The following is a 23,663-nucleotide window of genomic DNA, read 5'->3' on the forward strand; positions in this document are numbered from 1 at the left end:
GATAGAAACAGATTAGTCATGGCATTAAACCGTCATGATCTTATCTCTACTCGGTAAATTTAGGTTGGTGAATGTCGATAGCCACTTAAAGTCGTTCATGCCATAGAAAAAGTATCCACGAATTTGAAGAGCCATCAGGCTTCTCCGGGGGAAGCTGGATACAAGTGCAGGAGACTGGATGATGCCTGTTTCAGCACCAGAAATATTTGAGCATACCTTGCCGCAGCACGTCTATCCGCAACTGAGCTTGTCTCTAGCAGATATGGTGCGGTCTGTTCCTGGTGTTGCCAAACTCCTTACCAGCGTGGAGGTTGGAGCAATGGTTCCGGAGACACAGCGGTTTACCGTCCTCACCTCAAAAAGCTTTAGTGCCTTGGTCTATGAAGCGGAGAAAGCTCAACTCAAGCTGACGTTTGAACCAATGGCCATTACGACATTCTTGGAGCGCCTCTACCAACATTGCCCTGCGGGGTCCCCGCTCCAACAGCGGATTACTGAAGTGCGAGAGCGTCAGTCTCGAAAAAATAATGATGCCAAACTTCAGGGGCAATTTACGCTGCTCTCCCTCGCGGCGATGTATCCAGGTCCTAGAGCAGAAGCGGTTCCCTTAGCCCCGGAGGTGACCCTCCACCCCACCGCGAATCAGGAACGTCTCAGCTCTCAAATTATCTCTCAGCTGAGCCAAGGGGTAGAATTACCCACCCTTTTGTCGATGGTGGTGGAAGAACTCCGCCATCTGCTCCAAGCCGATCGTCTACTGATTTATCAACTGTCACCGACTGCTCCGCCTGGTAATGAGTCTCATCATCCGGTTTCTGCTCAATCAGGCTCCGTCGTCCATGAAGCCTTGGCCTCTTCTGAGTTGCCCTCTGTGTTATCTGATCAGGAACATCTGTGGAGCATCGCTTCATCTGAGTCTCTGCTCAAATATCAGCAAGGCTATACCTTAGCGATCCATGATGTTCTGCACAATGATTCTGTTTCTGAACCCTTAGCAAAGGTTTTAGACTCAATTCAAGTGAGAGCATTACTGGTGACCCCAATCTTGGTCAAGTCTGAACTCTGGGGCCTATTAATTGCTCATCAGTGTCTGCACCCCCGCCAATGGCAGGTTCAAGAACAAGATTTACTGAAGCGAACGGCTGAACATGTATCCATTGCCATTCATCAGGCTGCTTTGCAGGATCAAGTTCGGCAACATAAGCAAACCTTAGATAAGCAGGTAGAGCAACGCACCCAAGAACTCCATGCTGCACTGCTCGCAGCACAATCTTCCAATCAGGCTAAAAGCGATTTCCTGGCCACCATGAGCCATGAATTACGCACACCGCTCACCTGTGTGATTGGCATGTCGGCTACTTTATTGCGCTGGTCTTTAGGCCCCCTAACGGATAAGCAACGGAGCTGCCTACAAACGATTCATGACAGTGGAGAACATTTGCTGGAGTTGATCAATGACATTCTTGATTTCTCCCATGTTCAATCCGGTAAAGCCACCCTCAACGTCAGTGATTTTTCCCTCACTACCTTAGTTCAACAGCTTTTGCAAGTTATGCGAGATAAGGCGGATGCCCATCAAGTGCAGCTCAAGGCTAATTTGAAGATTCCCCCGGAGCGAGACCGATTTATTGCTGATTTACGGCGAGTTCAGCAAATTCTGATCAGTCTAACGGATAACGCCATTAAATTTACACCCATGGGGGGGAAGGTGACGTTGCGCGTATGGGTAGAGACCAATACCGTTGTGTTTCAAGTAGAAGATACGGGCATTGGGATTTCTCCCAGTCAACTACCTCACCTGTTTGAAAAGTTTCAGCAACTAGATGGGTCCTACCATCGCACCTATGAAGGGGCTGGCTTGGGGCTGGCCTTAGCTCAGCAATGTGTGACCCTTCATCAGGGGTGGATCGATGTCAGCTCTGAGGAAGGACAAGGGTCGATTTTTACGGTGCAATTACCGAATCAATCGGCTCTGTTTCAACAAGAGCCCTCGTCCCAACCCCTATCAGCCGGACGCATTGTGTTGATAGAAGGCCATGAAGAGGATGCGACCCTGCTGTGCGATATGTTGACGGCGGCGAACTATCAGGTGATTTGGATGGTTGAAGCGTCCGCTGCCATTGACCAAATACGCTTGTTGCAGCCCATTGCCGTGATCGTGGATGCCCAATTGCCAGCCCAAGGCTGTCTGAGCTTAATTCGTCGATTGAGAGAGCTACCGGGTACAGATCAGATCAAAATCATCGTCCTGACTCAGGAAGGGATTTCCAAAGATCATCAACGGTATTTAAGTCTGGGGGCAGATGCTTACTTACTGAAGTCTCTGCAACCCGAAGATCTATTGCGCAAAGTGAATGTGTTATTGAAGTCTGCGTCTGTGCTTTAGCTGCTCCAGCGCTGGCCCCCCAAAAACCTATTACTCCAGTTTTTGCGTGGCCTCTTCCGCATATAAATTGGCCATCAAAGATTTTAAGCGCATCCGAGGTATATAAGGCCATCCCCCCTCGGCTTCCATTTCCCGGAGCAACAAATGAAGGGCTTGTCGATTGGTGGGTAAAGTCTTGATAAATAAGTCTTCCCGAATGCGTTGATGCATGGATTCTAGCAAGCGCAGCAACTGTAGCAACTCAGCGGAATCACCTTCGGATCGCTGGGCCTGAGCATAAACGATGCGTTGTATCTCGTCTAAGTAGTCACTCGATTGAGTTGTGGTTTCACCACTAGTCATGTTCTATCGTGTCATTTTACTGAATAACACTATTATCGGCCCTTGTGGCCAGGCTTGGCGAACATACCGTGAAGATGCCCTATTCCCATTCGATGGTCCCTGGGGGTTTGGAGGTGATATCGTAGGCAACTCGATTGACGCCCTTCACTTCATTGACAATTCGGTTAGAAATCGTTTCTAGGAGTTCGTAGGGGGCACGGGACCAATCAGCGGTCATGCCATCTTCGCTGGAGACAAACCGCAGGACAATGGGGTAGGCATAGGTGCGTTGATCTCCCATCACCCCGACGCTGCGGACGGGTAATAAAACGGCAAAGGCTTGCCAAAATTCACTGTAATTCCCGGACCGATTGACTTCTTGACGGACAATTAAATCAGCATCCCGCAAAATATTCAGGCGTTCTGCTGTGACTTCCCCAATAATCCGAATGGCTAAGCCGGGGCCTGGGAATGGATGACGGTTGACAATCTCTTCTGGCAACCCGAGGGAGCGGCCGACCTTACGGACTTCGTCTTTGAAGAGCTTCCGCAAGGGTTCGACCAACTTGAATCGTAGATCTTTCGGTAGTCCACCGACGTTGTGGTGACTCTTAATCTTGACGGCCACTCGCTCTCCTGTGGCTGGGTCGACATTGGTATCGGCAGATTCGATCACGTCGGGATAGAGGGTGCCCTGGGCGAGGTAGTCGAAGGGGCCTAACCGTCGGGATTCCTCTTCAAACACTTGGATAAACTCATGGCCAATCCGTTTGCGCTTTTCTTCTGGATCGGTGATGCCATTCAGCCGTTCTAAAAACCGATCGCGAGCCATCACATATTCCACCGGAATGTGAAACTGGTCCCGAAAGAGTTTGACGAGACGTTCAGGTTCCAGCTTGCGCATAAACCCTTGGTCAATAAACATACAGGTTAAGTTGTCGCCAATGGCCCTATGGAGAAGAAAGGCTAGGGTCGAAGAATCTACGCCACCGGAAAGAGCCAGTAGCACCCGCTTATTCCCGACCTTGGCCCGAACTTCGCGAATGGCCTCTTCCACAAAAGCCTCTGTCGTCCAAGTCGGTTCACATTCGCAAATGTGATAGACAAAGTTACAGATCAGGGCCTGCCCCCCTTGAGAGTGAACCACTTCAGGGTGGAACTGGACGCCGTAGAGCTGACGGTCATGGTGGGCAACGGCAGCTTGAGGAGTGTTGGTGGTGTGAGCTAAAACTTTAAACCCTTCCGGTAAAGCGGTCACGGAATCTCCATGACTCATCCACATGGTGGTTTGATCTTCGACGTTGGTGAGTAAATCTGTAGGGTCATCAATGATCAGGGAGGCTTTCCCATATTCGGCTGCGTCAGAGGCTTCTACCTGCCCTCCCAACTGTTGCACCATCAGCTGCATGCCATAGCAAACGCCTAAAACGGGAATACCCAAATTCCAAATCTCGGGATCGCAGGCAGGAGCATGTTGGGCATAAACGGAATTAGGACCACCGGATAAGATAATGCCTTTGGGATTAAGCTGTCGTAGCTGCTCTATGGACGTGCGATAAGACAATACTTCTGAATAGACTTGGGTCTCGCGAATGCGACGAGCGATAAGTTCAGAGTACTGGGAGCCAAAATCAAGAATGACAATCATTTGCCGGTCAACAGGGGTCTGGGCAAATGTGGAGTCTTGAGGATGAGCAGAGAGAGGTTGCTGGGTCTGAGAAGGCACGGAAGGTATCCCTTTGAGTGATGAGGGGGCAGGGTTTGGATAGAAAAGTTAAACAAAAAATCAGAAAACCCTAGAACCCGAAGTATGGATAACTAGCGATGAAAGAATATATTGTGGAGGCTTTGAAAATAGGTATAAATATTTTTACAAGTTTAAGTCAATCTGGGGATTGCTGACAAAACGCTGCAGTAAATGGGTGCCGAAAGCGCTGACTGCAAACAGTTGGCGGTTGCGGTTAAAGAGTGCGGAACCCACTTGGACGGTGCGATCACAATGGGTATGGATATAGGTTTGCGATCGCACATCGATTCTTTGGGTTATGGCCCCATAGACAGCATCCACCCAGCGATTCTGGGTTTGGTGATCGAAGTTCATTAAGAATTGCAGCGCTGCTTCGGCCGTTGGACTAGCAAATAGGGATTGAATCTGGGGGGAGGGCAGTCCTAAATTAGCGGCATAGGCCGTCAAAATTTCCAAGCGTGCATCCGCTAAATGGTGGTGAGTCTGAAAAATCCCCCCCGCCAGCTTCAGCAGTTTGCCATGATACCCCAGTAATAGAACAGAAGAGACGCCTTGAAAGCCAGATTCTACTAACAGCGGCCCCAACCAGTTGGCGGTTTTAATCTGAACTTCACGAGGAATGCCCAAGGCACGGGCAATATCTAGACCATTCTCCCCCACACAAAACACCAGATGTTTCTGATCAATCGCTTTCTGTTGAAGCTCAATTCGAAATTGATCTAACTGTTGAGGGGCACTCAAGGGCTGAGAGATCCCTGATGTTCCTAGCAAAGACAACCCTTCCACCACCCCAAATGCCTCATTGGAGGTGCGTTTGGCCAAGGCTCGCCCCTCGGGCAGGATCAGCGTGACCTGGATTCGGTCTCCTGGCTGGAGATGTTGCCCTAAGTTGATGTGCAGAAGCTGTTGGGCATAGCTGTAGATGGCAGCTTGATCGCCTTGGTTTCGATTGATGCCAATGCCCTCTCCCCCGAGTAGAACAATTGATTCAGTTTGGTCGGGTGCAGCCCATTCCACCAAGGCCCAGATCGGGGTATGACGCGTTAGGTCCAAATTATCGCCGGGATCGCTACGGGTAATCGCGAGGGCCTGACGAGGGCCTAATTTTGAGACCTGTTCAATGGGGATTTCAACAGACTGCGGAGGATTGATTAAATCCAGGGTCACCTGGAACCGCGCAATTGAGTCGTAGAGGTGATGCAGGGCTGCGATCGCAGCAGCGCAAGCAAAAACGGGTAAAGTATAGCCAGCGCGGGGTGGAGGAGTTGGCATGAAGAAATGCCCCATTTGCCAGAGCATTCAGAACAGTAATGTTTTATCCTTTAAAACTGTGGACTTTTTGACAGGCCGGAGTCAATCAAAATCCCACGTCATTATTTTGTTATACGAGATCCCATAATCATTATGAAGCGCTTTGTCTCCCGTCTACTCAGCTTAATGCTTGTAGCCTCGATGTTCTTAACTGGTTGCTCGCTTCTCTCTCCTGAGACCCTCCTATCGGGTGACTATCAGCAAGACACCATCTATGTTATTGACAACCTCAGTAACGCGATCACCTTGCCTGATGATGATCCCAATAAAGCAGAAAATCAAGCAGCAGCCGGTGCGCTGATTAGTGAGTATGTATCTCGGTATCGCCGTAAGCCCAAATTAGCAGGATCTGCTTCCTTTATGACCATGGCAACGGCATTGAACGGCTTAGCTGGACACTATAACTCCTATCCCAACCGTCCTTTACCTCAAAGACTCAAAGATCGTTTGGAGCAAGAGTTCAAACAAGCTAAGATTGCCCTCAAACGGGAAAACGCTGCTTAACCCCCCCTTCAAGGAATCTGCATATGTTTGGTTTAGGTTGGTTGGAAGTCGGACTCATTGCCCTCGCGGCAGTTATCCTGTTTGGTCCCAAGAAATTACCTGAACTCGGTGCCTCATTAGGGAAATCCCTGAGAGGTTTTAAAGACGAATTACAGGGCGACTCAGAAGAAGAGCCAACTGAAGACTAGATTCGCCCAGTAGCAATCCTTTCTGGGTTTAATCTAAATACCCCCCTTTTCTCGACTGGAGAGGAGGGGGGTATTGCGCATTGTGATGGGTTAGCGTGAGGGTGGACTAGCTGCGAGGGAGCCATAGTAGGGCAGAATTTTCTGCCAGGTGGGTTGCTGCCCAGCCTGCCATCGTTGATGGGCTAAGGAAATCATGGCTTGGCAAATGCCCTGGGGGTCAACGGTGTCGGGGTAAAGATGGTGGTAAATCTTCTCAGTGGATAGAAGATGTTGCCACACCTCTAGCTCAACGTACTGGAGGGTTTTATAGATCGATAACGCCTGAGTAGATGCGTCCCAAGTGAAAAGACTGCCATAGACTGATCCACGCTGCCCCGGATACTCCACCGCTATCAGCTCATCCTCATTTACTTTTGATAGGCTACTTGCATAGGCATACGCTTGAGCCGTCAGGGTAGAAACACCGTAAAGAGGAATATTTAGCTGCTGGGCCAAGGTTCGTGCTGTTACCACTCCAATACGGGTACCAGTAAAGCTGCCAGGGCCTTGAGCAACTACTAGCCACCCCAAGTCAGACCAAGAGAGGGGCGCTAGGAAGTCCTTTAAATAGTGATGCAGGTGGATGGAAATATCACGGCCTAAATCCCAGGTTTGATAACGGTTAATTTGCGCAAAGTTGGAGATCCCTAAGGTTAACGCTGAGCTAGTCGTATCGAGGCCAAGAACGTGCATTTGGAACTTCGTGATAATGATCACCTTCTCATTCTAATAAGGCAGGGGATGATGGTTGCACGACCTTGCAGTTCGCAGTAGACAGGACAATCACAATAGGACTATGGAACGCATTCTGGGCGAATATTTAGGAGAATTTAACGGATATAGCGGTTGGATTGTCTGGAATCTTTTTTTGGCCTTTATTCCCATGGCTTTAAGCTTTTGGCTGTTTCGATGGCCCCATCGGTCGCGAACCCTGGTCTGGTGGATTGCGTTAGTTTCATTTATTGCCTTTTTACCCAATGCCCCCTATCTGCTAACAGACATTATTCATCTGGTGGGGGCAGCGCGCAGTACCAATTCCATTTGGATTGTCACCTTGTTTTTTATCCCCCTCCATACCTTTGCGATTTTGGCAGGGTTTGAAGCCTATGTCGTCTCTTTGATTAATCAGGGACATTACCTCAAGAAACAGGGGGCAGGTCAGTTTGTGAAAGGGGCAGAGATCCTGGTGCATATTCTCTGTGCCATTGGCATTTATCTGGGGCGGTTTATCCGCTTCAACAGCTGGGATCTGATCACCAATCCCAAAAACGTCTTGCTGGTCAGCATGAATGAACTCACTTCAAAGTTTCCGGTTGTCGTGGTTCTAATTACTGTGGTGGTGCTAATTCTGTTCTATTGGATCATGAAACAAATTACCCTGGGTCTTGTGTTGAGGGTTCAGCATGTTCGCAGAGCGAACCGAGGTTTGGCGCCAGATCAAGATCTGTATTGAACCCTGGTTGGGACATGCCAGAATAGGGGCATGCCCCCCATGTGGAGAATCAGTGATGCCTTTAGAACGTCGATTGTCTCGGGATGCCTATTTGCAAAATGAGATTGTGATTCTGAAACAGCTTTGCCTAACGCCGAGCCAGATGTTTCAACCAGGGCGTTATAAGGTGAGTGAGCTGCCAGATGAAGCCTTCACTATGGGGCTAGTAGAACGGGCTCCCATTCCATCTGAAGAGAATCCCGATGATGCTGAATAAAAGGAGAGAGCATGAGGCACCCAAAAAACCTCAGGGTCGAAAGCTTGAGCGTAAGTAGAAGTAGAAACCCTAGCCAAAAATAGCAGCTCTAGAACGGGGACCATATTACAGTCTGAGTAATGTTTGCGTGTGCTCATCAGTCGTTTGGCAGAGTCGTCCATAGCTGAACTTGGGAGTGTTCTTTTTCCTAACGGCCTAATCAGGTGAAACGATTCATTCACTCCATGTAAGATGAATCGTATTGAGATCTAGCGGTGATTAAAAACTATGCCCTATTTCTCAGTGGTGCCAGGAACGTTGGCAATGAGAAGAGGTAGTTTTTACCCAAAGTCACCACTCCTATTTTGATCCTTGAGAAGCTAGGAAGTCCCAAGAAAATAACCTTTCTCATAGATTTAGATCCGGATCTAAATCCAAGGTTAATAGCTGCGATAATGGGTGAGTTTGCCAAGGTGCAATGATAATTTCCTCCTGAGTTGGGGAATCTTGTTGTTTGAAGAGGGAGCTGGATCTATCAGGTATGCGAACCCACTATTGCAGTGAATTACGAAATGATCATGTGGGTGAACGGGTTACCCTCTGTGGCTGGGTAGACCGCCGTCGCGATCATGGTGGCGTGATTTTTTTGGACGTGCGCGATCGCACCGGTTTGATCCAAATTGTCAGTGACCCGGAACGGACTCCTGAAGCCTATCCCCAAGCCGATGCTCTCCGAAACGAGTATGTCGTTCGGATTCACGGTGAGGTCAGTCGTCGTCCGGACGATTCCCTCAATCCCCGTCTGCCTACCGGAGAAGTTGAAATCTACGCTGATCAGATTGAGCTGCTCAATGCAGTTCACCAGCAGTTGCCGTTTCAGGTCTCAACGGCTGATGTGGAATCGGTCAAAGAAGAGCTGCGCCTCAAGTATCGGTATTTGGATTTGCGACGCGATCGCATGCATCAAAACATCATGATGCGGCATCGGTTAATTCAATCGATTCGTCGCTATTTGGAAGATCAGCAGAACTTCGTAGATATTGAAACCCCCGTCTTAACTCGCTCCACCCCTGAAGGCGCACGAGACTACTTGGTACCCAGTCGAGCCAATCCGGGAGAATGGTTTGCCCTGCCTCAGTCACCTCAGATTTTTAAGCAATTGCTGATGGTGTCTGGGTTTGATCGCTATTACCAAATTGCCCGCTGTTTCCGGGATGAGGACTTACGAGCCGACCGCCAACCTGAATTTACGCAGCTGGACATGGAAATGAGCTTCATGTCCCAAGAGGAAATCATTCAGCTCAATGAAGACTTAATGCGGCATGTCTTCAAGGCCCTCAAAGATATTGACTTGCCGAAGACATTCCCACAGATGACCTATGCCGAAGCCATGGAACGCTATGGCACCGATCGTCCAGATACCCGGTTTGATCTGGAGTTAGTGAATGTCTCTGACTTACTGGCAGACTCAGGATTCAAGGTGTTCTCAGGGGCGATTAAAAAAGACGGACAAGTCAAAGTTCTACCCATTCCCGATGGCAATGCCAATATCTCCAACGTTCGCATCAAACCTGGTGGTGACCTGTTTTCTGAAGCCAGTGCGGGTGGAGCTAAAGGTCTAGCCTATATCCGGGTTAAAGATGATGGTGCGATTGATACGATTGGGGCCATTAAAGACAATCTATCACCAGAGCAAACGGCTGAACTACTTGAACGAACGGGCGCTAAGCCAGGTCATTTACTCCTATTTGGCGCAGGTCCTACAGAAATTGTGAACGCCTCTCTCTCCCGATTACGATTGGCATTGGGGGCAGAAATGAAACTGATTGATCCGGACCAAATCGATCTACTGTGGATAACGGAATTCCCCATGTTTGAGTGGAATGCCGATGAAAAGCGGCTGGAAGCGCTGCACCATCCTTTTACTGCGCCTTACCCAGAAGATGAAGCAGATCTCAAAACGGCCCGTGCCCAGGCCTATGACTTGGTTTATAACGGCCTAGAAATTGGCGGAGGGAGCCTGAGAATTTATCAAGCTGACTTGCAACGGCGTGTGTTTGACGCCATTGGCCTATCAGAGAAAGAAGCTCAAGATAAATTTGGGTTCTTGCTCAATGCTTTTAACTTTGGTGCTCCCCCCCACGGCGGTATTGCCTATGGCATTGATCGCTTGGCGATGCTTCTCAGCGGTGAAGAATCGATTCGTGACACAATTGCGTTTCCCAAAACCCAGCAGGCTCGCTGTTTGCTAACACAAGCACCTTCCAGTGTGGATCAGAAGCAGCTTAAAGAATTGCAGATCAAATCCACGGCTGAACCTAAAAAGTAGTGGTGATCCTGCTGCTCCAATCGTGAAAACCATCTGTAAGGGACGTCTCTTGATCCGCTTAAAATCCAAACGACCTGGCCTGAATTGAACCCTACTCCTTCTCTGCAAGTCTAAGCCTAGGTGAAACCCATTTAGGTGAGAGACTCAAGTCACCCAATTGTAAAAAGATGCAGAGGAGTCGCTGATATGAGGAGATTTGAACAAGCCGTTGGGTGTGGTGTTTGTGTAATGGCGTCATCCATTCTATTGTGTGTCGGATGCCAGGCCAGTTCTGTAACTCCCCCAAACTCAAAGATCCATTCTGCAAAAAGCCTGACGGAACGGGTTAGGCATGAAGGCATCCAGCGAACCTATCATATTTACTTACCTGAAGGGTTTAACCGACAGAAGTCACTGCCATTGGTATTGGCCCTGCATGGAGGAGGTGGAACAGGACGCCAGTTTGATCAAGCGCTTTCTCAAGGCCAGTTCAAGACCATTGCGAATCAGCGAGGAGTTATTTTAGTTTTCCCAGATGGTATGAATCGCCAATGGAGTGATGGGCGAACGCAGCATCTGAAGCGCAATAAATCCTACGATGATGTTGGTTTTATTTCCAAAGTCATTGACCGCATGATAGATGACTATGGCGTTGATGCCCAACGGGTCTACGTTACTGGCATTTCCAACGGTGGGTTTATGTCTGTACGCTTGGCGTTAGATCTATCGGACAAAATCGCTGCGATCGCACCTGTAACTGCACAACTTCCCCTCGCCCTGCAGCATAAGACTTCTAATCAGCCGATTTCAGTCATGATCATCAACGGAACTGAGGATCCGATTGTGCCTTATCAGGGTGGGCATGTTCGTCTGTTTAAGTTTGGCCGCAGTCGTGGTGAAATACTCTCCACGGCCGAAACCATTGAGCATTTTCGTCTTCGCAATAACTGTCGCGCTAAGCCCAAAAAAACATTACTCCCAAATAAGGATCCTAACGACGATACAAGGGTTGAGATGGCGCAATATACGGGGTGTGCTGATCAGACTGAGGTGACGCTTGTAAAAGTTATTGGTGGGGGGCACACTTGGCCTGGTGGTGCGCAGTACCTGAAACCCAAATTGATTGGCAGGGTGTCGAAGGATATCAATGCAAGTGCCATGATTATTGACTTTTTCCTCAAACATTCGCGGTAAGTAAGAACGAGCGAAAATTCACGCTTAAGCGATTGCTGCTGATGATGATGATCAAACTATTCTTGTTTTCTGGTTAATGATGGCTTTTGGCCGGACGGATCAGCATACGCCTAAAGTTAAAGGAAAAGGATTACGCGCAGTAGTACAGTCTGGGCTGGTCGAAAATCACTTCATAATCTATGACAGGAAACTTTCCATTACTCATCGACTTCTATGACTTCGCTGGGAAACATTAGAGTGTCTTTGTACCGAAGTCCAAAAAGTACTTTATACGCCTGAATCGACAAGTACGATACCAACACTGGAGATTTGGGTGAATAATTATAAGAAGTATCCCATTCCGGCAAGCTATCGAACGACTTAGCGCTGAACTGGGGTTAAGTAGCCTATTAGATGTAGACTCACAGATTGAAGATACAAACACGGTCACAGGGAATTTCTAGGACTACGGTATTTCGATATTGAAAGACTCTTCCAAAGGATTTCTCTCGACCTCAATGGGTATCAGACATTTGATGAGACCTAAACACTATATCTAGCGGCTACCACGCTAATTCCCGGAGAGCCAATATTGACTACATTTTTGCTTGAGCATCTATTTTATTCCTGTAACTATTTTTACTTATCCTCAGAAAGTTGCCTTTCAGATTGACCTATCATTGTGACCAATGGCGAAATCTATAAACTCGATGCTCAATCTCAGTTTACGGGCTAGACATCTGCCCTATTTTGGACAGCAGATGAGCTGACATTTATGGTAGCCGTTTTAATCGGCTTTTCCGAAACTATACATAGTAGCCGGTAGCCCCTGACCTCCGGTAACCGTTAGTTTATAGGCAGGCAGTATATCGCACTTCGATATGCTTCTAAATAACCTAATATCTATCCACACTTATCCCTTGAGATTAGGTCCCTGCACGTGACAAACTATAGAGTTTATTACTATTTTGTTAACAAAGAAATCCCGCTCTTCATTCCTTAATAGTGAGATTTCAAGCTCACAGATGAGAAGGATCACAGACTTAGGAGGAGAGAAAATAGCATGTCTCCAGAAGAAGAGAGTTTTATTAGTGAGCAGCCCAAGATATCATTTATTTTCTTTATAAAACTCGCCACGACTGTTATTCTCGCATTTTTTCTAAATTTTGATAGATAATCATCGCCGCATCTCATTCAAGTCAAGGGGGGAAACTATGCATTTGGTCTAAAAAAATTTTAGCGATTCCATTTGTGCTTTATTGATGACAAGAAGCAGCATATATTATGCTTGTCTCAACAGGTGATATTGCAGAATAGGATTGATTAACTCATGGCTAAAAAGCAAAAACAAGGTAAGACGCCTTTAAGCGGACAAGCCTTAGTTGAGAAGGTCAAACAACTTGAGGACCTAAGTCGTGAAGAAAAGGCGAAAGAATGCGGTTACTTTACCCTAAATGAGGATGGGTCAGAACGCATTAGCATGATGAAATTTCTCAATGCGTTGATTGATGCTGAAGGCGTAGAATTAGATGGCAAAAGCCAAAATGGCAATGGTCGGGGCGGTCGCAATGCTAGTTACCGAATCAGCGTTCAATCTAATGGAAATTTGCTGATTGGGTCTACCTATACCAAGCAGATGGAGTTGGCTCCTGGCGACGAGTTTGAAATTTCCCTTGGACGAAAGCATATCCATTTAAAACAGATTACCGATGATGAAGACTAGGACGCAATTGCCTAAATCTATGTCAGAGGCACGGCAATTATACTGCGGACGACTAGTGGCTTAACATTGTAGCGGAGAGATTTGGCACACTGGGAGTATCCCCCAACCGACTCTCCTACTCGCATGATTAAAATTGATTTCACCGCAGAGGAAATCCAACACCTCAACTACGAGCGCTATCATCATCCTCACCCACGGGTGCAGCGACGGATGGAAGTCCTCTACTTAAAGAGTCAAGGTCTTGCCCATGCCCAGATCTGCCAGCTTTGTCAGATTAGCCGTCCGACCTTAGCCAAAACCCTTCGTTTGTATCAACAAGGAGGAATTGAAGGACTGAAGACCCTGGAATATAAAGGTCAACCCAGTTCACTCAACGCTCATAGCGATAGTGTGAGAGCCTATTTGAGCAACACCCGCCCCGCACCAGTGCAGAAGCTCAAGCAGTCATTGAACAATTGACGGGCATTAAACGTAGTCCAACCCAGATCAAAGCTTTCCTCAAACGCATCGGTTGTCGCTATCGAAAAGTGGGGTATGTGCCGGGAAAGTCGAGTCTACCCGAGAAAATTGAGGAGCAAGAGCAGTTCCGAAAACTTGCCTTGAACCCTTATTAGAGGGAGCTCAACGCCAAGAGCGTCTTGTCTTTTTGTAGATGCTGCTCATTTTGTTCATCAGGCTTATCTGGGGTTTCTCTGGTGCATCCGTCGGATCTTCATCCCCTCTCCTTCCGGTCGTCAACGATTCAATGTTCTCGGGGCGCTCAACGCCGTCACTAAAGATATCATCAGCATCACCAACCACACCTACATCAACTCTCATAGCATGTGTTTGTTGCTAGCCAAGCTTGCTCTACTCGACCCTGTCATACCCATCAGCGTGATTTAGACAATGCTCGATATCAAAAATGCCAGCTTGTGACAGACTTTGCTGAGATCGTCGATATTGAGTTAGTCTACTTGCCCTCTTATTCACCCCATTTGAATTTAATTGAGCGGCTCTGGCGCTTTGTGCGCAAAGAATGTCTCTACTCAAAGTATTATGCTGATTTCCCCGCCTTTAAGGGAGCCATTCAACAGTGCCTCGACCAGTGCAATGGTGAGCATAAGGCGAAACTCACAAGCCTGCTATCACTCAAGTTTCAGTCTTTTAAAAAAGTTAATATCTTAGCCGTCTAGAGTATAGGTTTGTAATTACTTTCTAAGACTGCTCCAGCACCATTGATGTGCGCTTAGCTACTTATCAATATCAATGCGTCTTTTAGTTTGAGAACGACAGCTACTTCGGAGACGCTGGTAGGATAATGGGATTAATTAAGCCAATAGCCCAATGGTGCTAAAGCAAAATCGATATTGGAAACGGTTGTCACAAGGAGTAACCTATGCACTCCTTGGGGTCATTGCCTTGGCTATGTTATTGCCTTTATTATGGCTGGTTAGTACAGCCTTCAAAGGCCAGGAAGACAATATTTTCCCCGTCGCGGCGTCGAAAGATTTGTCTTTATCTCCCCTGGAGAATATTGTTTTCTTCTTAAAGCAGTTATTTCCTATCCATCCCACTGGACACAATTTTGTCTCTGTTTGGCAACAACAGCCTTTTGGGCAGTATTTTCTCAATAGTCTATTCGTTTCATCTCTCACTGTAACCCTCAACGTTTTGTTCAGTTCTCTAGCTGCTTATCCTCTGGCTAGACTGAACTTTAAGGGTAAGGATTTTATTTTTGCGGTCGTGGTCTCCACAATTATGATTCCTTTCCAAATTGTGATGATCCCGCTTTACGTCTTAGCGGTTGAGTTGGGGCTCAAAAATACCTATCTGGGCGTGATTTTTCCTGCGATCGCATCTGCGTTTGGTATCTTTCTGCTCCGGCAGGCCTTCCAAGGGGTTCCAAAAGAACTAGAAGAAGCTGCACGCATCGACGGCTGTACAGATCTAGGGATTTGGTGGCATATTATGTTGCCATCGGTTAGACCCGCCCTAGTTACCCTGGCAATATTCGTTTTCATTGGCTCTTGGGGAGAATTTTTATGGCCCCTCATCATTCTGGATCAGCCCGAGTATTACACCCTTCCCCTCGCAGTGTCCAATCTGTTTAGTGCCTTTGGGCTCAATTGGCGTTTAATTGCCGCAGGTTCAGTGATTTCCATCGCTCCAGTCTTACTATTTTTCTTGATTATGCAACGGTATATTGTTCCTTCTGAAGCTGGGAGCGGATTAAAAGGGTAGTGCCCCCCATGCCTCTCCTATCCTTCTACTTCTCTAGAAATCTTCACAAGATCTACAGTTCCTGTTCCCTCTGAGCATGCTTTCATAACAAATGAAGATATTCCTTGAAGGATCAATGCAGATGAACCTCTCTCTCCTTCAGTCCAGCCTCAATTTGCTCAACCACAACCTCTGGATTGCTCAACAATTTGAAGATAATCTCGGTTCTTCTTTCCAATCTACTTGGGATAACTTTATCCAATCGGGACAGGTATGGGCCCTGATCATCGGTTTTATTGTTGGCTATGTGTTCCGCAGCATTACATCCTATTAACAGCGACTGAATCTCTATTATTTCGGACCTGAATATATTGGCATCTTCTCCCGTACCTCCTGCAAACAGCTCTGACTCTTCTGACCCCAAAGTTTGGAGTCAAAGATTTGAATCTGCCTTAAACCCTGTGATTGCTGCCTTTAATGCCAGCATTCATTTCGACATCGCCTTAATTGAATATGATCTAACGGGTTCACAAGCTCACGTGCAGATGTTGGCCCACAGTGGCATTATTTCTCAAGCAGAAGCCGATGCCATTGATCAAGGACTAGAGGCCATCCGGCAAGAATATCGCCAAGGTCAATTTCAGCCTGGTATTGAAGCGGAAGACATCCATTTTGCCGTCGAAAACCGCTTAATTGAACTGATCGGTGACACAGGCAAAAAACTGCATACGGGGCGTTCGCGGAATGACCAAGTAGGTACCGATCTTCGTCTCTATTTACATGATCAAATTCTACAAGTTCAAACCCTGATTCGGAACTGGCAACGAGCGCTCGTTACCTTAGCCAGCGAACATGTGCAGACACTCATTCCTGGATATACCCATTTACAGCGAGCTCAGCCGATCAGCTTAGCCCACCACTTGTTGGCCTACTTTGAAATGGCTGAACGAGATTGGCAGCGTCTGAAAGAAATCGATCAGCGAGTGAATGTTTCGCCTTTAGGTTTGGGAGCCTTAGCCGGAACGCCTTTCCCCATCGATCGCCAGTACACTGCCGACAAGCTAGGGTTTGTCGATCTGTATCGCAATAGTTTGGATGGTGTCAGCGATCGCGATTTTGCCATTGAGTTTCTCTGTGCAGCCAGTCTCATCATGGTGCATCTCAGCCGCTTTTCAGAAGAAGTCATCCTTTGGGCCTCGGAAGAGTTTGGATTCATCAAACTGAAGGATAGCTGTGCGACAGGCTCCAGCATTATGCCCCAAAAGAAAAATCCTGATGTTCCCGAATTAGTACGGGGCAAATCAGGGCGGGTTTTTGGGCATTTACAAAGCTTACTGGTTGTCATGAAAGGACTGCCCTTAGCCTATAACAAGGATCTACAAGAAGATAAAGAAGCCATTTTTGATGGTGTGACAACGATTAAGGCTTGTTTAGAGGCCATGACTATTTTGGTGGCAGAGGGCCTAGAATTCCAAACCCCACGTCTTGAATCTGCAGTGGGCGAAGATTTTTCCAATGCCACGGATGTCGCAGACTATTTATCCAAGCAAGGAGTGCCCTTTCGGGAAGCCTACAATATCGTTGGTGCTGTGGTGAAAACATGTCTCTCCCAAAACAAGCTACTCAAAGACTTAACGCTAGTGGAATGGCAGCAGTTTCATCCCCAGTTCGCTGACGATATCTATTCAGCCATTTCGCCCCGACAAGTCGTTGCCGTCCGCAATAGCTTTGGTGGAACAGGATTCACTCAAGTGCAAAACGCACTCAAACAGGCTCAATCTCTGTTAGCAGAATCACAGTAGGCCCTCAACTTCAGAACAAAGTTCTCAGGATCCAGTAGCAGCGTTCAAAGCTCTCTCTTTAGCGCACATCAAAAGGGGTAGACCCTTTCCAAGGGATGCGCTTAACCGCTGTCAAGGCATCAGTGACTGCTGCTGTAATATCACCCTGATGCTCCCGTTGAGCACGTTCATACTGGAGCGCCACCCCTTCTTGACTAGACGCATAAAGAGGAGGCAAGTGATTGAGGGCATGGGCGGCCACCTCAATACGGTTAATCCGTTGAGCCTCCTCTAAAGACCAAGCACAAGTTTGCTGATCGATTTCTTCGTCAACCAGAATTTCCATAATGTTTTTGTAGCTATTGGCTATGTCATAGCTGGGTACCATAGCAACTCAAAGGGTAAAGGACAACAAGTTTGTGCACATAATCTAGGAATATCAAGTTTTAGGCATGTTCGCTTCCGCAAAAATGCGTAAAATCAACGCAGTACTATACTATTCTCCATCACAATGAGGCCCTCAACGTGATGATACTGCGCGGATTCTATATCCATGTCCTCTAATATTGTTGAAATTCTGTCGGCTCAAGACCTACGCCGGACGATCACACGGCTAGCGTCAGAAGTGATTGAACGAGTCGGCACCCTAGATCATCTGGTACTGTTAGGCATCCCGACACGGGGCGTTCCTCTAGCCTATGCCTTAGCCCAGCAGATAGAGTTATTAGAACAGATCAAAGTCCCGGTGGGTAGCTTAGACATTACGTTTTACCGCGATGATTTAGACCGAATTACCGTCAGGACACCTGGAAAAACTGACTTACCGACGGATCTCTCCCAGAAAACTGTTCTCCTGGTTGATGATGTCATTTTCAGTGGTCGCACGATACGAGCTGCCCTCAATGCCGTCCATGACTATGGTCGGCCAACGCTGACTCAATTACTGGTCCTAATTGACCGGGGCCATCGAGAGCTGCCGATTCACCCTGACTTTACGGGCAAGGCATTGCCAACGGCACGGGAAGAACTGGTCAACGTCTATCTTGATGCGACCGATCAGCGGGATGGAGTGGAATTAGTCACCCGAGATCATTAGCAACCAAGCATTGAACGCCTCTCAGCATGGGTTCTACAGCAACTTGAGCACTTGAGTTCGGGAACCCGTACAGTCAAAAGATTGAATTTGGTCAATTACCTCAGATAGATTAGCACTCGGGAGTCGAGAGTGCTAAATCCCAGTAACCACTATCTAGTTTGGAGGAGCCGGTATGGCAGCTATTTCCTTAAGCGTCTCTACAGTCAAGCCTTTAGGTGATCGCGTATTCGTCAAAGTCAGTGCTGCAGAAGAGCAAACTGCAGGTGGCATTATTTTGCCCGATGCGGCCAAAGAGAAGCCTCAGGTAGGTGAAATTACCGCTGTTGGCCCAGGTAAGCGGGGTGACGATGGATCTCGCCAAGCCTTAGATGTCAAAGAAGGCGACAAAGTTCTGTATTCCAAGTACGCCGGTACAGATGTCAAGCTCGGCGGTGAAGAGTATGTACTGCTTTCTGAAAAAGATATTTTGGCGATCGTCAACTAGACAAGCGTAATATCATCCTTCGATTCGTTCTGCCCATTCAACTGGGCAATTTTATTTTGTCTAACTTCGCTGTTACTCCTTTAAGTTTGAGGTTGAGCTTCCATGGCTAAACGCATTATTTATAACGAGAATGCTCGTCGCGCCCTTGAGAAAGGGATGGATATCCTATGTGAATCTGTTGCGGTGACATTAGGCCCTAAAGGTCGCAATGTTGTTCTAGAAAAGAAATTTGGTGCCCCTCAGATCGTCAATGATGGCGTCACCATTGCTAAGGAAATTGAACTAGAAGACAACATTGAGAACACAGGGGTTGCCTTGATTCGTCAAGCGGCTTCCAAAACGAATGATGCCGCAGGAGATGGCACCACAACAGCTACGGTCCTTGCCCATGCCATGGTCAAAGAAGGGATGCGCAACGTAGTTGCGGGTGCGAATGCAATTTCCCTCAAGCGTGGCATTGAGAAAGCTGCTGGCTTTCTCGTAGAGAAAATCGCTGAGAATGCTCGCTCTGTTGAAGATTCCACTGCCATTGCTCAAGTGGGAACGATTTCTGCTGGTAACGACGATGAAGTCGGCCAAATGATTGCCAATGCGATGGATAAAGTCGGCAAAGAAGGCGTTATTTCCCTAGAAGAAGGCAAGTCCATGACCACCGAATTGGAGGTCACTGAAGGGATGCGCTTTGAGAAAGGCTATATTTCTCCTTATTTCGCGACTGACACAGAGCGGATGGAAGCTGTGCTAGACGAGCCCTACATCCTACTGACCGACAAGAAAATCACCCTCGTGCAAGATTTAGTGCCTGTACTCGAGCAGGCTGCACGGGCAGGTAAGCCCTTGTTGGTGATTGCTGAGGATATTGAGAAAGAAGCCTTAGCCACCCTCGTCGTCAACCGTTTACGGGGCGTGTTGAATGTAGCTGCCGTAAAAGCACCTGGCTTCGGCGATCGTCGTAAAGCCATGCTGGAAGATATTGCAGTCTTGACTGGTGGTCAGGTGATTACCGAAGATGCGGGTCTCAAACTAGAGACTGCCAAGCTAGAAATGATGGGACAAGCTCGTCGCATCACTATCACGAAAGACACCACTACCCTTGTTGCCGAAGGGAATGAGGCCGACGTCCAAGCTCGCTGCGAGCAAATTCGTCGTCAAATGGATGAAACCGAATCTTCCTACGATAAAGAAAAGCTGCAAGAGCGCTTGGCTAAATTGGCCGGTGGTGTTGCCGTGATCAAAGTGGGTGCTGCAACTGAAACTGAAATGAAGGATCGGAAGCTCCGCCTAGAAGATGCCATCAACTCCACTAAAGCCGCTGTTGAAGAAGGGATTGTTCCCGGTGGCGGGACCACTTTGGCTCATCTTGGTCCTCAACTTGCAAGTTGGGCTGCAGATAACTTAACTGGCGAAGAGCTGATTGGTGCCACTATCGTTGAACGGGCCTTAACTGCACCTCTAAAGCGCATTGCGGAGAATGCTGGCCAAAATGGTGCCGTTATCGCTGAACGCGTTCGCGAAAAAGAGTTCAATGTTGGTTTCGATGCGTCAGTGAATGAGTTCACGGATATGTTTGCCGCTGGCATTGTCGATCCTGCAAAGGTGACTCGTTCTGCGCTGCAAAATGCTGCTTCTATTGCTGGCATGGTCCTCACTACTGAGTGCATTATTTCTGATAAGCCTGAGCCCAAGGAAAATGCTCCTGCTGGCGCTGGCATGGGCGGAGACTTCGACTACTAGAATTCCAAGCCTAATTTATAAGACCCAGAGGGCGGTGTTTACCGCCCTCTTTTTTGTTCTTGACTCAGAGATTCGGTTATTGGAAATAAAAGGCCACAAAAATGTGAAACCCAAGCATGACAGAAAACATACTGACCAGGATAATGTGGGTTGATAACCAAATCGCACGCAGTTTGCGAATGAGAGGCCCCTTTGAAACCTTGGGGAACCGCTTAGCTAAACCCTGCCAGCTTTGAGGCACCAACCCAAAGTATTTCTGGGAAGATTCTAAAATACCCGTTTCTGCAACCACGCCCACTAGGGCCGATAGGGCAACACCAAAGAACACCCAGAGAAAGAGTGCATTAAAGTTATCGCCAACCGCACCACCGGTATGGAGCAAAACAGTGGCTACTAAAGCGACACCAACAAAAATATGCAAGCTGCGCCACAACAGAATAGAACCTGGCACTGCAATTTTCCACCGGCGCCCTCGTTTACGCAGTGCGAGGGCCAGTTCAAAGAAGACAAGGGCCAGAACGACAAACCCCGTAATCAGCTTGTACAGATCCGTTTGTAGAACGATCAAGGCATTGAAGTTGCGATCGCGCAGCAACGGAATATAAACCCCACTTAATGCAAAGGGGGTCAAAATAGCTGCGACCACTAACGTCAGAATAATAAGAGTTGAAAACCTAGGCTTCATAGCTTAACTAGGGTGATAGGACTTTGGAGCATCGGTTCACCCCCTCGAAGTCGGAAAAATGCTCTATAGGGATCGACTGGTGGCGCGATCCCTTTCCCCCATAGAGCATCACTTACCTTTGGGTAGTGCTATTGCGACCTAAGCACCTTCCAAAGGAATATTGATCATGATGCCGCCCATCACGTCATCCATTTTGAAGACCTTATCGGGATAGCGTTCTTTGTGTACAGGGTGGGTGTTATGACAAGTAATACAGGCTTCTGCTACTGCCTTATCGGGATAGAGGGCCGAAAAATATTTCTTACCCCCTACTTCCTGGAACTCCTTGAAAGGTTCTCCCGTTTTCTCAACCTCTTGAATGGCTTTTTTCTCAAAATCATTTTTAGGACCTTGAGCGTCGTTAATATACCAAGTTGAGATCAGGTTATAGGTAAAAGCAGTGTCTGCTTCGGAGGCAATTTCAGACCCGAGCCGAAACATTTGTGCAGGCAGGGGAATACCATCACTGCTTTCCCAACCTTCGGTCGCTTCTATTGCCAGAACACCATCAGCTTTGGGCTTACCTTCGAGTTTTTTGGCTCGGTTAACCACATGCTTGGTGTAGGCCGTTCGGTCTGAAGCTAAAGCAGTATGGATATAATCAGCTACTAATTCAGGCTTTACCCCCCCAGTGGCTTGGGATTCGGCACCCCCACTACAGGCCACAGCGGTGAAACAAATGGCTGCAGCCAGAGCAAAAAAGGCGAGGGTTCTGGAACGCAACGTTCTGAACCAATTTCGTGTCAAATTCATCTTGTGTCTCCTCTCAATGAGATGCATCTGATTCGTTTTGATGGGATAGATTAGTCTTCGATGGGATAGATTACTCTGATTTGGAATTGCCCGACCGTTGTTGTTCTAGCGCACGCACCATTTTCAGAGTGTCCATCGATAAGGTAGGGGGTCGGGCAAAATTCGATTCCACTAAGTCATCATCAAAAATGCTGTTGTAGGCAAATTCCATGCCGTGGCAATTCATACAGACCTCTTTCACCATGCGATCGCGGGGCAGTAACGTGAAGGTATTGTTGTGGTTGACCATTACCGTCCCCGATGCCGATGTTTGTCGGGGCAGGTGGCAAGTGGCACAAGTGGTTGAAGCAGTGGAAGGGCGGGGAAGTGCCCCCTCTTCTTGCAGTAATTGAGCATGCCGGGAGTTCTGATAATTCAGCGAATGGGTGTCCTTGTGGCAGGTCAAACAAGAATCAACCGAGGCGGGTAATGTCTTCACTGAATGAACATCATGACAAGCATTACAGTTCATCTGTTTATCATGGGCGGCTGCCTGCATCGGCAGGTGGGCCAAAGCAGGGGTGAGTGCCGTTTGTCCTTCTAGTAAGCGAATACCATGTTTACCCAGCAAAAAGGTATCCACTTGCGCTTCATGGCAAGATTGACAGCTTTCATGATTGGGTCGCTGCAGCACCTGTTTCGTGGATTTATTCTGGTGACAGCTCGAACAGTTGACATCGGCTAAGGCATGGGCACTTTGGGACCAGCTTTGGTTAATAGACTGAAGCTGAGCCTGATCCACCGCCCAGGCAGAAACCGTCAACCCATTCCAAAGCAGCAATAACAACACCCCTCTTAGAAGCCAACTCCTCATGCTCGCCCTCCAAGAAGCTCTTTCCCCAAGTCAGGCTGAGGCGGTGCCGTCAGTTCAGGCTTAACGGTACGGGCTGGTAATACTGGCTTCGGCAACATATCCGCCTGACCCATACTCTGACGTAAAAAGCCCGTTGAAATACTGCGATGGTCGTGGAAATTATGACAACCAGCTGTCCAACATCCATCCGGTGAGAACCCTTTATGACTGGCCAATTCCCCTTGAATAATGCCTTCATGGCAAATCATGCAGAGATCTGGTTTGAGATGCACCCCGCGATCAAACATATGCACATGTTCGTTGTGGCAAGTGGTGCACGTTAATACCTCCAATTTCTCTAATTCAGCAGCCCAGCGCAGATCTCGGAACTTTTTGGGGCCATGGGCATCAGTGGCCATTTCGGCCTCATGGCAGCGCATGCACGTGTCATTACTCACCGGTTTAAACCCTTCATGACACGAGGCACAGGACGCCTCAAATAGGAGATGCCCATTAGACGTTACGCCCGGCAGAAAGATCGTTTTGTGGTCTAAAGCAAAGGCAGCCCCCAACCAACCCATCAAAATTAAACACAGCACAATCACGGTATTTCTGACATTAAATAGAGCCGATAGACTCAAAAAAGATTTTTTCGTTTTGGCCACTACA

At 47.8% G+C, this 23,663-nt stretch carries 23 protein-coding genes and 1 pseudogene; 15 read left to right on the forward strand and 9 right to left on the reverse strand.

Annotated elements, in window-relative coordinates:
* Positions 1-178: 178 nt before the first annotated feature.
* The gene (locus ON05_RS09185; RefSeq protein ID WP_029315310.1) at positions 179-2,386 is read left to right on the forward strand and encodes an ATP-binding protein; all 2,208 of its coding nucleotides are present in this window, start codon (positions 179-181) and stop codon (positions 2,384-2,386) included.
* A gap of 30 nt (positions 2,387-2,416) precedes the next feature.
* Here the strand turns inward: ON05_RS09185 and ON05_RS09190 are convergent, their stop codons facing one another.
* From ON05_RS09190 to cbiD, 3 genes are all read right to left on the reverse strand, one after another.
* Positions 2,417-2,728, reverse strand: coding sequence for a hypothetical protein (locus ON05_RS09190; protein ID WP_010475657.1), 312 nt, complete (start codon positions 2,726-2,728; stop codon positions 2,417-2,419).
* Between the two features lie 79 nt (positions 2,729-2,807).
* Positions 2,808-4,433, reverse strand: a complete 1,626-nt coding sequence (gene guaA, locus ON05_RS09195; RefSeq protein ID WP_010475658.1) for a glutamine-hydrolyzing GMP synthase — start codon at positions 4,431-4,433, stop codon at positions 2,808-2,810.
* A 144-nt stretch (positions 4,434-4,577) separates the two neighbouring features.
* Complete coding sequence (gene cbiD / locus ON05_RS09200; RefSeq protein WP_039780809.1) at positions 4,578-5,726, reverse strand: cobalt-precorrin-5B (C(1))-methyltransferase CbiD; 1,149 nt, start codon at positions 5,724-5,726, stop codon at positions 4,578-4,580.
* Between the two features lie 132 nt (positions 5,727-5,858).
* Between cbiD and psb27 the strand changes: the two genes are divergently transcribed.
* Together psb27 and ON05_RS09210 are read left to right on the forward strand one after the other, a co-directional pair.
* Positions 5,859-6,269 (forward strand): photosystem II protein Psb27, encoded by a 411-nt coding sequence (gene psb27, locus ON05_RS09205; RefSeq protein ID WP_012164725.1) that lies wholly within the window; start codon positions 5,859-5,861, stop codon positions 6,267-6,269.
* 23 nt (positions 6,270-6,292) lie between these two features.
* A complete protein-coding gene (locus ON05_RS09210) occupies positions 6,293-6,457 on the forward strand; it encodes a twin-arginine translocase TatA/TatE family subunit (RefSeq protein WP_010475661.1) in 165 nt (54 codons plus the stop codon).
* Positions 6,458-6,547: 90 nt separating this feature from the next.
* Here ON05_RS09210 and tsaB read toward each other — a convergent pair whose 3' ends face one another.
* Positions 6,548-7,189, reverse strand: a complete 642-nt coding sequence (gene tsaB, locus ON05_RS09215) for a tRNA (adenosine(37)-N6)-threonylcarbamoyltransferase complex dimerization subunit type 1 TsaB (protein WP_010475662.1) — start codon at positions 7,187-7,189, stop codon at positions 6,548-6,550.
* Positions 7,190-7,292: 103 nt separating this feature from the next.
* Here tsaB and ON05_RS09220 point away from each other — a divergent pair, with 103 nt between their 5' ends.
* The 9 genes and pseudogenes from ON05_RS09220 (at position 7,293) to argH (ending at position 17,392) form a co-directional block, all read left to right on the forward strand.
* A complete protein-coding gene (locus tag ON05_RS09220) occupies positions 7,293-7,949 on the forward strand; it encodes a DUF1361 domain-containing protein (protein ID WP_010475663.1) in 657 nt (218 codons plus the stop codon).
* Positions 7,950-8,004: 55 nt separating this feature from the next.
* Entirely contained in the window at positions 8,005-8,205 is a 201-nt protein-coding gene (locus ON05_RS09225; RefSeq protein ID WP_010475665.1) for a hypothetical protein, read from the forward strand.
* A gap of 520 nt (positions 8,206-8,725) precedes the next feature.
* Positions 8,726-10,513: an aspartate--tRNA ligase gene (aspS, locus tag ON05_RS09230; RefSeq protein ID WP_010475666.1), complete on the forward strand. Its 1,788-nt coding sequence runs from the start codon at positions 8,726-8,728 to the stop codon at positions 10,511-10,513.
* Between the two features lie 186 nt (positions 10,514-10,699).
* Entirely contained in the window at positions 10,700-11,686 is a 987-nt protein-coding gene (locus ON05_RS09235) for a PHB depolymerase family esterase (RefSeq protein WP_029315312.1), read from the forward strand.
* Positions 11,687-12,995: 1,309 nt separating this feature from the next.
* Positions 12,996-13,388, forward strand: coding sequence for an AbrB family transcriptional regulator (locus ON05_RS09240; RefSeq protein WP_010475670.1), 393 nt, complete (start codon positions 12,996-12,998; stop codon positions 13,386-13,388).
* An 81-nt stretch (positions 13,389-13,469) separates the two neighbouring features.
* Positions 13,470-14,563 (forward strand): annotated as a pseudogene (locus tag ON05_RS09245) (IS630 family transposase).
* A 151-nt stretch (positions 14,564-14,714) separates the two neighbouring features.
* Positions 14,715-15,611 (forward strand): carbohydrate ABC transporter permease, encoded by an 897-nt coding sequence (locus ON05_RS09250; RefSeq protein ID WP_010475285.1) that lies wholly within the window; start codon positions 14,715-14,717, stop codon positions 15,609-15,611.
* 121 nt (positions 15,612-15,732) lie between these two features.
* Entirely contained in the window at positions 15,733-15,924 is a 192-nt protein-coding gene (locus ON05_RS09255; protein WP_236619003.1) for a hypothetical protein, read from the forward strand.
* A 37-nt stretch (positions 15,925-15,961) separates the two neighbouring features.
* Positions 15,962-17,392, forward strand: a complete 1,431-nt coding sequence (gene argH, locus ON05_RS09260) for an argininosuccinate lyase (protein ID WP_010475289.1) — start codon at positions 15,962-15,964, stop codon at positions 17,390-17,392.
* Between the two features lie 58 nt (positions 17,393-17,450).
* Here argH and ON05_RS09265 read toward each other — a convergent pair whose 3' ends face one another.
* Positions 17,451-17,759: a late competence development ComFB family protein gene (locus tag ON05_RS09265; protein ID WP_029315293.1), complete on the reverse strand. Its 309-nt coding sequence runs from the start codon at positions 17,757-17,759 to the stop codon at positions 17,451-17,453.
* A gap of 165 nt (positions 17,760-17,924) precedes the next feature.
* Here ON05_RS09265 and pyrR point away from each other — a divergent pair, with 165 nt between their 5' ends.
* The 3 genes from pyrR to groL all read left to right on the forward strand — a co-directional run bounded on the left by pyrR (position 17,925) and on the right by groL (position 20,685).
* Entirely contained in the window at positions 17,925-18,467 is a 543-nt protein-coding gene (gene pyrR, locus ON05_RS09270) for a bifunctional pyr operon transcriptional regulator/uracil phosphoribosyltransferase PyrR (RefSeq protein WP_010475293.1), read from the forward strand.
* 172 nt (positions 18,468-18,639) lie between these two features.
* Positions 18,640-18,951 carry a co-chaperone GroES gene (gene groES / locus ON05_RS09275; RefSeq protein ID WP_010475295.1) on the forward strand — a complete coding sequence of 104 codons (312 nt, stop codon included), beginning with the start codon at positions 18,640-18,642 and terminating at the stop codon, positions 18,949-18,951.
* A gap of 102 nt (positions 18,952-19,053) precedes the next feature.
* The gene (groL, locus tag ON05_RS09280) at positions 19,054-20,685 is read left to right on the forward strand and encodes a chaperonin GroEL (protein WP_010475296.1); all 1,632 of its coding nucleotides are present in this window, start codon (positions 19,054-19,056) and stop codon (positions 20,683-20,685) included.
* A gap of 76 nt (positions 20,686-20,761) precedes the next feature.
* Here the strand turns inward: groL and ON05_RS09285 are convergent, their stop codons facing one another.
* From ON05_RS09285 to ON05_RS09300, 4 genes are all read right to left on the reverse strand, one after another.
* Entirely contained in the window at positions 20,762-21,370 is a 609-nt protein-coding gene (locus ON05_RS09285; protein WP_010475298.1) for a hypothetical protein, read from the reverse strand.
* A 138-nt stretch (positions 21,371-21,508) separates the two neighbouring features.
* Positions 21,509-22,162, reverse strand: a complete 654-nt coding sequence (locus ON05_RS09290; protein WP_010475300.1) for a DUF3365 domain-containing protein — start codon at positions 22,160-22,162, stop codon at positions 21,509-21,511.
* 70 nt (positions 22,163-22,232) lie between these two features.
* Positions 22,233-23,015, reverse strand: a complete 783-nt coding sequence (locus ON05_RS09295; protein WP_039780707.1) for a cytochrome c3 family protein — start codon at positions 23,013-23,015, stop codon at positions 22,233-22,235.
* Positions 23,012-23,659, reverse strand: a complete 648-nt coding sequence (locus tag ON05_RS09300) for a cytochrome c3 family protein (RefSeq protein ID WP_050857492.1) — start codon at positions 23,657-23,659, stop codon at positions 23,012-23,014. The genes ON05_RS09295 and ON05_RS09300 overlap by 4 nt, the downstream gene beginning before the upstream one ends.
* Positions 23,660-23,663 lie beyond the last annotated feature (4 nt).

The sequence above is a fragment of the Acaryochloris sp. CCMEE 5410 genome, from assembly GCF_000238775.2.
In the GTDB taxonomy this organism is placed as follows: domain Bacteria; phylum Cyanobacteriota; class Cyanobacteriia; order Thermosynechococcales; family Thermosynechococcaceae; genus Acaryochloris.